This window comes from Arenimonas sp. (assembly GCF_035721105.1).
GTDB lineage: Bacteria > Pseudomonadota > Gammaproteobacteria > Xanthomonadales > Xanthomonadaceae > Arenimonas.
In genome coordinates this window covers 1-5,091 of the sequence record NZ_DASTNG010000013.1, presented here as the reverse complement: position 1 = coordinate 5,091, position 5,091 = coordinate 1, and the positions used below count along the sequence as shown (strand labels likewise).

General features: G+C 70.7%; 7 protein-coding genes. 5 read left to right on the top strand and 2 right to left on the bottom strand.

What is annotated here, in order from left to right:
- The 5 genes from VFQ84_RS01235 to VFQ84_RS01215 form a co-directional block, all read left to right on the top strand.
- A partial coding sequence (locus VFQ84_RS01235; protein WP_325128376.1) for an aldehyde dehydrogenase family protein occupies positions 1–352 on the top strand: 352 nt, incomplete at its 5' end.
- A gap of 9 nt (positions 353–361) precedes the next feature.
- The gene (locus VFQ84_RS01230; protein WP_325128374.1) at positions 362–727 is read left to right on the top strand and encodes a DUF4190 domain-containing protein; all 366 of its coding nucleotides are present in this window, start codon (positions 362–364) and stop codon (positions 725–727) included.
- A 12-nt stretch (positions 728–739) separates the two neighbouring features.
- On the top strand, positions 740–1,777 hold the full coding sequence (locus tag VFQ84_RS01225) for a quinone-dependent dihydroorotate dehydrogenase (protein WP_325128372.1): 1,038 nt from the start codon (positions 740–742) through the stop codon (positions 1,775–1,777).
- Positions 1,774–2,820 (top strand): UDP-N-acetylmuramate dehydrogenase, encoded by a 1,047-nt coding sequence (gene murB, locus VFQ84_RS01220; protein WP_325128370.1) that lies wholly within the window; start codon positions 1,774–1,776, stop codon positions 2,818–2,820. The genes VFQ84_RS01225 and murB overlap by 4 nt, the downstream gene beginning before the upstream one ends.
- The gene (locus VFQ84_RS01215; RefSeq protein ID WP_414636985.1) at positions 2,817–3,737 is read left to right on the top strand and encodes a DMT family transporter; all 921 of its coding nucleotides are present in this window, start codon (positions 2,817–2,819) and stop codon (positions 3,735–3,737) included. The genes murB and VFQ84_RS01215 overlap by 4 nt, the downstream gene beginning before the upstream one ends.
- A 27-nt stretch (positions 3,738–3,764) precedes the next feature.
- On the opposite strand, the gene VFQ84_RS01210 is transcribed toward VFQ84_RS01215, so the two are convergent.
- Together VFQ84_RS01210 and VFQ84_RS01205 are read right to left on the bottom strand one after the other, a co-directional pair.
- Complete coding sequence (locus VFQ84_RS01210; protein WP_325128368.1) at positions 3,765–4,244, bottom strand: hypothetical protein; 480 nt, start codon at positions 4,242–4,244, stop codon at positions 3,765–3,767.
- A gap of 77 nt (positions 4,245–4,321) precedes the next feature.
- The coding region (locus tag VFQ84_RS01205; protein WP_325128365.1) for a flavodoxin-dependent (E)-4-hydroxy-3-methylbut-2-enyl-diphosphate synthase at positions 4,322–5,091 on the bottom strand (770 nt) is incomplete at its 5' end.

Sequence of the window (5,091 nt, the reverse complement as noted above, 5' to 3'; positions counted from 1 at the left end):
GCAGCACGAAACCTTCGCGCCGATCCTCTACGTGATGCCGTTCAAGAGCATCGACGAAGCCATCGACATGCAGAACGACGTGCCGCAGGGCCTGTCCAGCGCCATCTTCACGCAGAACCTGAAGGTGGCCGAGCAGTACCTGTCCGCGGCCGGTTCCGACTGCGGCATTGCCAACGTCAACATCGGCACTTCCGGTGCGGAAATCGGCGGCGCGTTCGGCGGTGAGAAGGAAACCGGCGGTGGTCGCGAGTCCGGCTCCGACGCATGGAAGGTCTACATGCGCCGCCAGACCAACACCATCAACTACTCCAACGCGCTGCCGCTGGCCCAGGGCATCAAGTTCGACCTCTGAGGCCCCGCCATGTCCGAACCCACGACGCCGCCCGCCGCACCGCCCTCGCCGCCCGCCTCCACCCCGGCTCCGGCGGCGGCGCCCGCCGCCCGCCCGACCAGCCCCCTGGCCATCGTGTCGCTGGTTGGCGGCCTGCTGGGCTGGACCCTGCTGCCCCTGCTGGGCAGCCTGGCGGCCGTGGTGTTCGGCCACCTGGCCCGGGCCGAGATCGCCCGCAGCGCGGGCGGCATGGATGGCGACGGCCTGGCCATCGCCGGGCTGGTCCTGGGCTGGACGGCGATCCTGCTCACCGTGCTGACGGTCCTGGCCTTCGTGCTCTTCTTCGGCGGCCTGGCGGTATTGCTGGGCTTGCTGGGCATGAGCGGCCAACTCTGAGGCCCCCGCCCGATGTATGCCCTCGCCCGCCCGTTCCTGTTCCACCTTGACGCCGAGAAAGCCCACGGCCTGGGCCTGCGTGCGCTCGAGGCGGCCTACCGCACCGGCCTGAACCCGCTGCTGGCGCGCCAGCCCAAGCCGCTGGTGACCAAGGCCTTCGGGCTCAGCTTCCCGAACCCGGTCGGCTGCGCCGCGGGCCTGGACAAGAATGGCGCCCACGTCGACGCACTGCTGGCGCTGGGCTTCGGTTTCGTCGAGGTCGGCACCACCACGCCGCGGCCGCAGGCGGGCAACCCCAAGCCGCGCATGTTCCGGCTGGCCGAGCACAACGCGGTCATCAACCGCCTGGGCTTCAACAACGACGGCGTCGACGCCCTCGTGGCGAACGTCGCGCGCGCGCGGCGCCGGACCGGCCTGCTGGGCATCAACATCGGCAAGAACAAGGACACCGCCAACGAACAGGCGCTGGACGACTACGCCTACTGCCTGGAGCGGGTGTATCCGCTGGCGGACTACGTGACGGTCAACATCTCCTCGCCCAACACCGCCGGCCTGCGAGAACTGCAGGAGGAGCAGGCCCTTCGCCAGCTGGTCGGCGGCCTGCGCGAGGCCCAGGAAAAGCTGGCCGCCCAGCACGGCAAGCGCGTGCCGATGTTGGTGAAGATCGCCCCGGACCTGTCCGACGACGATATCGACGCCTGCGCGCGCGTGCTCAGCGACATGCAGGTCGACGGCGTGGTCGCCACCAACACCACCACCGACCGCCTGCCGGTCGAACACCACCCGCTGGCCCGCGAAGCCGGCGGCCTGTCCGGCCAGCCGCTCTACGGCAAGTCCACCGCGGTGATGCGGCGCCTGCGCGCCCGGCTGGACGACAACATCCCGATCATCGGCGTCGGCGGCATCCTCAGCGGCGCCGACGCCGCCGGCAAGATCACCGCCGGCGCCCAGCTGGTGCAGTTCTACACCGGCCTGATCTACCGCGGCCCGGAGCTGGTGGGCGAATGCGTGGACGCCATCCGCCGTCGCCGCGAGGGCGGCCCGGCATGACCGGCTACCAGCTGGCGGAGAATGTTTCCCTCGCCGGCCGCAACACCTTCCGCGTCGCCGCCCGCGCCGCGATGATGGCCGACGTGTCGCGGGCCGACGCGCTGGCCGGACTTTTCGAGTTCGCGATGCTGCGCGAGGGCCCCGTGCTGGTGCTAGGCGAAGGCAGCAACCTGCTGTTCGCCGGCGATTTCCCGGGCGTCGCCATCTGCCTGACCATGGCCGGCGTGCGCATCGTCCAGGACGACGGCGACAGCGCCGTGGTCCGCGCCGAGGCCGGCCTCGCCTGGAACGACCTGGTCGGCTGGACCCTGGCCCGCGGCCTGGTCGGGCTGGAGAACATGGCGCTGATCCCGGGCACCGTCGGCGCCTCCCCGATCCAGAACATCGGCGCCTACGGCGTCGAGGTCGGCGAGTTCATCGAAGCGGTCGAGGCCTTCCAGCGCGACACCGGCCAGGTGAAGCGCCTGGCCGCCGCCGACTGCGGCTTCGGCTACCGCGACAGCCTGTTCAAGCGCGAGGCCGACCGCTGGGTGGTCACCGCCGTCGAACTGCGGCTGCCGCGCCAGCGCGAGCTGCGCCTGGACTACGCCGGGGTCAAGGAAGAGCTGGCCGCGATGGGCGTCGCGACCCCGCGCGCGGTGCACGTGGCCGAGGCCATCAGCCGCCTGCGCACGCGCAAGCTGCCCAATCCGGCGCTGCTGGGCAACGCCGGCAGCTTCTTCAAGAACCCGGTGGTCGACGCCGCGCACGCCGAGGCGCTCAAGGCCGCGAACCCGGCGCTGCCGGTGTTCCCGGGGCCAGCGGGCCAGCGCAAGCTGTCGGCCGGCTGGATGATCGAAGCCTGCGGCTGGAAGGGCTTCCGCGAGGGCGACGCCGGCGTCGCCGAGCAGCATGCCCTGGTGCTGGTCAACCACGGCCAGGCCACCGGCGCCCAGCTGCTGTCGCTGGCGCGGCGGATCGCCGCGTCCGTGCGCGAGCGCTTCGGCGTCACGCTCGAACCCGAGCCGCGGATCATCGGCGCCCGCTTCGAAGACGACGCGTGAGCACCCCCGGCAACCGCCCCGTGGACGTGCCGCGCGCGGTCGCGATGATGACCATCGGCACCGTGCTGTTCGGGTTCATGGCGGTGTGCATCCGGCTCGCGTCCGAGCAGCTGCACGCGTTCGAGATCGCCTTCTTCCGCAATTTCTTCGGCCTGGTGTTCATCCTGCCGATCCTGTTCAAGCACGGACCGGCGATCCTGCGCACCGACAAGCTCGGCTTCTACACCGGCCGCTGCGCGATCGGCATGGTGTCGATGCTGGCCGGCTTCTGGGCGATCGTGCACCTGCCGCTGGCGCAGGCGATCGCGCTGTCCTACTCGAGCCCGCTGTTCGTGACCATCGCGGCCGTGATCGTCCTCGGCGAGGTGGTGCGGGCACGGCGCTGGACCGCGGTGATCGTCGGCTTCCTGGGCGTGCTGGTGATCGTGCGGCCGGGCAGCGATGCGTTCACCGCCGGCAGCCTGGTGGCGGTGCTGGCGGCGGTGGCCAGCGCCAGCGCGGCGATCAGCATCAAGTTCCTCTCGCGCACCGAGCACCCGGACGCGATCGTGCTGTTCACCACCCTGATCTGGGTGCCGATGTCGCTGGTGCCGGCGCTGATGGTGTGGGAAACGCCGGCCGGCATCACCTGGCTCTGGATCGTCCTGGCCGGGTTCCTGGGCACCACGGCGCACCGGTTCTGGACCCGCGCGATGAAGCTGGGCGAGGCCTCGATGCTCACGCCCATCAGTTTCCTGCAGGTGCTGGTGGTCGCGGTGCTGGGCTACTTCCTGTTCGACGAAATGCTCGACCGCTGGACCGTGCTGGGCGCCGCCATCATCTTCGGCTCCAACGTCTACATCGCGCGGCGCGAGGCGCGGCTGGCGCGCCAGGCCGTGACCGACCCCGAGATCAACCCGGGCACCCAGCAGCGCTGAAGTGCCCGGGCCAGGGGAATCCCGGGCTCAGAGGTCGTCGCGGTCGCCGGAGAGCTGGATTTCCATGTCGTCGGCCGTCTCGGACGCGATATCCATGGCCGACTCCAGCTCGGCGGCGCTGACTTCGTCGGGCAGCTTGATCACGAAGTACAGCACGTCGCCCGCCAGTTCCCAGGCGCCGAGCTTGTTCTTGCGGCTCTCGGCCATCAGCTCCAGCGCCTTGGCGCCGTCGATGCCGTCGGCCTCGACCCGACCCGCCGGCGAAAACACCTCGCGCACCTCGAAGCCGGCCACCGACTCGGTGCCACCGGACACGAAGACCAGCTGGGTGCGCCCTTCCTTGGCGTAGTTGTAGGTGACCTTGTAGTCACCATCCATGTCCACCTCGTACCGGATGCCGCGCTCGTCGAGCCGCTTCGCCACCGAGGCGTCGGCGGCGGCGTCGCCGGCGGCCGCCATCACCAGGCCCGCGACCAGCCAGGCCATTCCCTTCGTCTTGATACCCATCGTCTGTCCCCTGTTGGTTGGATGCATCGCCACTCACGAACCCCGCGCGGCGCCCGTTGCCGGGGCCCCGGGAAACTTCAGCCGCCGCCGTAGCGGCGCGCCACGTAGTCGTCGATCACGCCGACGAAGTCGTCGGCGATGTTGGCGCCGCGCAGCGTCATGGCCTTCTCGCCATCGATGAACACCGGGGCCGACGGCGCTTCGCCGGTGCCGGGCAGCGAGATGCCGATGTCGGCGTGGCGCGACTCGCCCGGACCGTTCACCACGCAGCCCATCACCGCCAGCGACAGGTTCTCGACGCCCGGATACTTGAGCTTCCACACCGGCATCTGCCCGCGCACGTGCTCCTGCACCTTCTGCGCCAGCACCTGGAAGAATTCCGAGGTGGTGCGTCCGCAGCCGGGGCAGGCGGTGACCAGCGGCGTGAACGCGCGCAGGCCCATGGTCTGCAGCAGCTCCTGCGCCACCTGCACTTCCAGGGTGCGCGGCGCGCCGGGCTCGGGCGTGAGCGAGATGCGGATGGTGTCGCCGATGCCTTCCTGCATCAGCACCGCCAGCGCCGCCGCGGACGCAACGATGCCCTTGCTGCCCATGCCGGCCTCGGTCAGGCCCAGGTGCAGCGGGAAGTCCGAGCGCGCGGCCAGGTCGCGGTAGACGGCGATCAGCTCCTGCACGCCGCTGACCTTGGCCGAAAGCACGATGCGCTCGCGCGCCAGGCCGATCTCGACCGCGCGTTCGGCCGATTCGATCGCCGACACCACCAGGGCCTCGCGCAGCACGCGCGCAGCGTCCCAGGGTTCGGCGCGCGCGGCGTTTTCATCCATCAGGCGCGCGGCGAGGGCCTGGT